This is a genomic window from Burkholderia sp. Ac-20384 (genome assembly GCF_017104605.1).
In the GTDB taxonomy this organism is placed as follows: domain Bacteria; phylum Pseudomonadota; class Gammaproteobacteria; order Burkholderiales; family Burkholderiaceae; genus Burkholderia; species Burkholderia lata.
Genome location: NZ_JAAGPE010000551.1, coordinates 1 through 3,185 on the forward strand (window position 1 = coordinate 1; position 3,185 = coordinate 3,185).

4 protein-coding genes are annotated in these 3,185 nt (G+C 68.8%); 3 read left to right on the top strand and 1 reads right to left on the bottom strand.

The features are described from left to right. Nucleotides 1-911: metal-dependent hydrolase (locus G3O00_RS41525; RefSeq protein WP_206146473.1), on the bottom strand; the 911-nt coding region annotated here is incomplete at its 3' end. 581 nt (nucleotides 912-1,492) lie between these two features. Here G3O00_RS41525 and G3O00_RS41530 point away from each other — a divergent pair. From G3O00_RS41530 to G3O00_RS41540, 3 genes are all read left to right on the top strand, one after another. Further along, complete coding sequence (locus tag G3O00_RS41530) at nucleotides 1,493-1,834, top strand: FKBP-type peptidyl-prolyl cis-trans isomerase (RefSeq protein WP_206146474.1); 342 nt, start codon at nucleotides 1,493-1,495, stop codon at nucleotides 1,832-1,834. A 35-nt stretch (nucleotides 1,835-1,869) separates the two neighbouring features. Next, on the top strand, nucleotides 1,870-2,643 hold the full coding sequence (locus tag G3O00_RS41535; RefSeq protein ID WP_174931892.1) for an AraC family transcriptional regulator: 774 nt from the start codon (nucleotides 1,870-1,872) through the stop codon (nucleotides 2,641-2,643). Nucleotides 2,644-2,834: 191 nt separating this feature from the next. After that, the coding region (locus G3O00_RS41540; RefSeq protein ID WP_206146475.1) for an MFS transporter at nucleotides 2,835-3,185 on the top strand (351 nt) is incomplete at its 3' end.

Here is a 3,185-nt window from a genome sequence, read left to right on the forward strand (position 1 = left end):
CCCGATGCGAGCGGCGCCGCCTCGTTCTCGCGGCCACGGCCGGCCGGCGTGCCGCCCTGTTCGCCATAGGTGGCGGCGAGCGCGTCGACGCGCGCCAGATGGTGGTGATTGTCGTGGTCCCACGGATGGAAGCCCGGCCGGAAGAAGCTCAGCCATTCGCCGGCGATGCGCGGGAACAGCCCGCGGCGCGGCCCGTACAGGAACGCGATCATCCGCAGCATGCCGCGCACGTGATGGCCGGCGCCGCGATCGCGCCACAGCAGCGTCGCGTGCATCAGGAACACGGTCGGCCAGAACGTCAGCGTCGTCAGCAGATACACGCCGATGCGGATCAGGTAACGGCGCAGCCCCGGTTCCATCGCGGCATTCCATACGTCGAACGACACGGCCTTGTGCTCGGTTTCCTCGAGCGCGTGCCAGATCCACATCTGGCGGTAGCCCTCGACCGAGCCGTCGAGGCGCGTCGGGTCGCGCAGCAGCCAGTCGGCGAGCATCGCCGTGTAGTGCTCAGCCGCGACCGTATGCGCGAGCTGCACCGAATGCGGCAGCTTGCGCTTCATGTAGCCGAGCACCGTCCACACGCGCTTGTCGAGCTTGCGCGCGGGCAGGTGGTTCGCCTGCATCAGCTCGTTGTACTCGATGTGCTCGCGCGTGTGCATCGCCTCCTGGCCGATGAAGCCGAGCACCTGCTGCTTCAGCACGGGATCGTCGATGCGGTCGCGGTAGTTGCGCACCGAATCCATGAAGAAACGCTCGCCGGCCGGGAACAGCAGCGATAGCGCGTTGAAGAAATGGGTCACGTGCGACCCGAGGCCATGCCAGTCCTTCGCGCGTTCGACCGGCAGGTCGAAGCGCAGGTCGCGGCGCACCGGCATGATCCCGGCTGCGGTGGCGGAAGCGGCTGACTTCATGTTCATCGTTCTCCTGGTTCCGGAGCGGCCCGGCGCATCGTCCGACGCCGCCGGCGCGGGCTCGGGCGGCGCGTCACGCACCGCCAAAATCTTGACATCGACAGCTGTAAAGATAGGCCGCCCGCGGCGGCGCACGCAAGCCGCGCGGTAGATGCGCGCTTCCAAACAGGGCACGGTCGAAAAGGCGGAAAAAACGGCGCTCGAACGGTGTCCGGACGGGGCGGGATTCGAACGCGCGCGGTGGCTCGGGAGCGATATGCGCGGCTCGCTGCCGTGTCATACCGATGGCCCGAAAGCCCCGTGCGGCGGGCGTTTCACGAAAATCGGCGGCGCCGCACGGCACGCTACCGGGCACCCCGGTAGCACCGATTCATACACGCGTCGCACTCGTCCGGTGCAACCGCGGTCGCGGGGCTCGAGAAAAATTCAAACAGGCGTTCCATTTGCGTTTCGGGCGATCGCAGCCGCGGTGGCCCGGCGTCGTCCGCAACACGCGCGCGATCGGCCGAAAGCCATGAGCGGCGGCCCGCTGCGCGCTCGCCTACAATAGCGGTTTTACCCATCCTTTTTCAGGAGAAGTCATGTCTGTCATCACGACCGAATCGGGCCTCAAATACGAAGACCTGACCGAAGGCACCGGCGACGTAGCGCAAGCCGGCCAGACCGTCAGCGTCCACTACACGGGCTGGCTGACCGACGGTCAGAAATTCGACTCGAGCAAGGATCGCAACGCCCCGTTCGCGTTCGTGCTCGGCGGCGGCATGGTCATCAAGGGCTGGGACGAAGGCGTGCAGGGCATGAAGGTCGGCGGCGTGCGTCGCCTGACGATCCCGCCGCAACTCGGCTACGGCCCGCGCGGCGCAGGCGGCGTGATTCCGCCGAATGCCACGCTCGTGTTCGAAGTCGAACTGCTCGACATCTGACACGGCATGCGAGCCGCCTGCTGACGCGCTGCCCCATGGCACACCTTCCATCCCCCACCGTCGCACTGCAACGCTACGACACGCTCGAAGCGTCGGACGTGCACGACTTTCACCAGATCGTGCTCGGCATCGACGGTGCGATGGTGATGGCGGTGGACGGCGTCAGCCAGCGTCTCGACCGGCACGGCGCGTGGCTGGTTCCGGCCGGCGCGCGCCACGATTACGCGGGCCTGGGCGAGAACCGCCAGCTCGTGCTCAATCTTCCCCTCGCCTCGCTCGCGGTGCCGCAGCGGCTGTTCGACAGCGCGCGCGCCGTAACGATCGATCCGGCACTGACGTCGCTGGTCGCGCAGATCGCGGCGGCCGCCGCGCAACTCGGCGCAAGTGCCGGCGACGCGCAGCACGCGGCCGCGCACCGTTTCCAGTGGCAGGCCGCCGCGCGGCTGTGTGGCGCGCTGCTCGACGAACGCGCCATCGCCGCACCCGCGTCGGGCCTCGATTTCGCGCGCATCGACCGCTGGCTGCGTGCACGGCTTGCGGAGCCCCTGCGCATCGCCGATCTCGCCGCGCACTGCGGCTACGGGATGCGCCGCTTTCATCAACTGTTCGTCGACGCGTTCGGCGAAACGCCGCATCGCTACCTGCAGCGCCTCCGGCTCGACGCGGCCGTGATCCTGCTCGCGGACGGCCGGTATCCGCTCGTCGATATCGCCGGGATGGTCGGCTTCGCGGATCAAAGCACGTTCACGCACGCGTTCACGAAGCGCTTCGGCGTGGCGCCGGGACGCTGGCGCGGCGAGCGGCATTGAACGCGGCAGCCGGCCCGCGCTGAGCGCGCATCGATGCCCGTAGCGGCACGGTGCTTCGGCCAATCGCGTTCGCGGCGGCCCGACCGCGGCCTTTTCCGTTCCCGCATCGCGCCCCCTGCTTCGTATCCGGCGTTTCGACGCTTCACGTCCCGCTGAAACATCGCCTGCCGGTCGCGTCCTACGATTGACGCATGGATACGACCGCCCCCACCCCCGCCTTCCCGTCCGCGCTCGCCCGCGTCGTCGCGACCGTCAGCACCGGTTTCGTCGTCACGCAGCTAGACGTGACGATCGTCAACATCGCGCTCGCGCATCTCGCCGGCGACCTGCACTTGCCGGTTGCCGGCCTGCAGTGGGTCGTCGATGCGTACACGCTCGCGTTTGCGGTACTGATGCTGTCGGGCGGCGCGCTCGGCGACCGCTTCGGCGCACGCCGCCTGTACATCGCCGGCCTCGTGCTGTTCGCGCTGGCGTCGCTCGCGTGCGGCGCCGCGAGCGCACCCGCGATGTTGATCGCGGCGCGCGCGCTGCAAGGCGTCGGC